The sequence below is a fragment of the Acetomicrobium sp. S15 = DSM 107314 genome (assembly GCF_016125955.1).
In the GTDB taxonomy this organism is placed as follows: domain Bacteria; phylum Synergistota; class Synergistia; order Synergistales; family Thermosynergistaceae; genus Thermosynergistes; species Thermosynergistes pyruvativorans.
The window spans coordinates 1-343 of the sequence record NZ_JADEVE010000268.1 but is presented as its reverse complement, the minus strand read 5'-3'; the positions used below and the strand labels follow the sequence as shown (position 1 = coordinate 343).

Below are 343 nucleotides of genomic sequence, written 5' to 3'. Positions count from 1 at the left end.
GGGCTGGAACGAAAAACCTCCTACGCTCAGCCAACGCCTTGCTCCCCCGACGCTCCTGCCGATTCCGGGAAACAAGGTAGCCCACGTAGCCGCTAATGCCAGCAACCACAAGACGGGCATTCCCGTTCAATACAAGGTTTCAGGGATATCCTTGGCCGTTCCTCCTGGCGCTTACAGCGCTACGGTAGTTTACACGGTGGTGGATTTATGACGTGGATCAATTTCTGGCTTACGATGGCCATCTGGACCTCATAAACGGCGTTGTCAACTACATGAGGAAAAACTACGGTATCGGCCAGGGTTTCAGGCTCAGGATTCATAACGATGCTCCTCCTGGTTCGGG

At 54.2% G+C, this 343-nt stretch carries 1 protein-coding gene; it reads left to right on the top strand.

Going from position 1 to position 343, the window contains the following annotated elements; genetic code table 11:
* The coding region (locus EZM41_RS07275) for a hypothetical protein (protein WP_198470455.1) at window positions 1–211 on the top strand (211 nt) is incomplete at its 5' end.
* Window positions 212–343 lie beyond the last annotated feature (132 nt).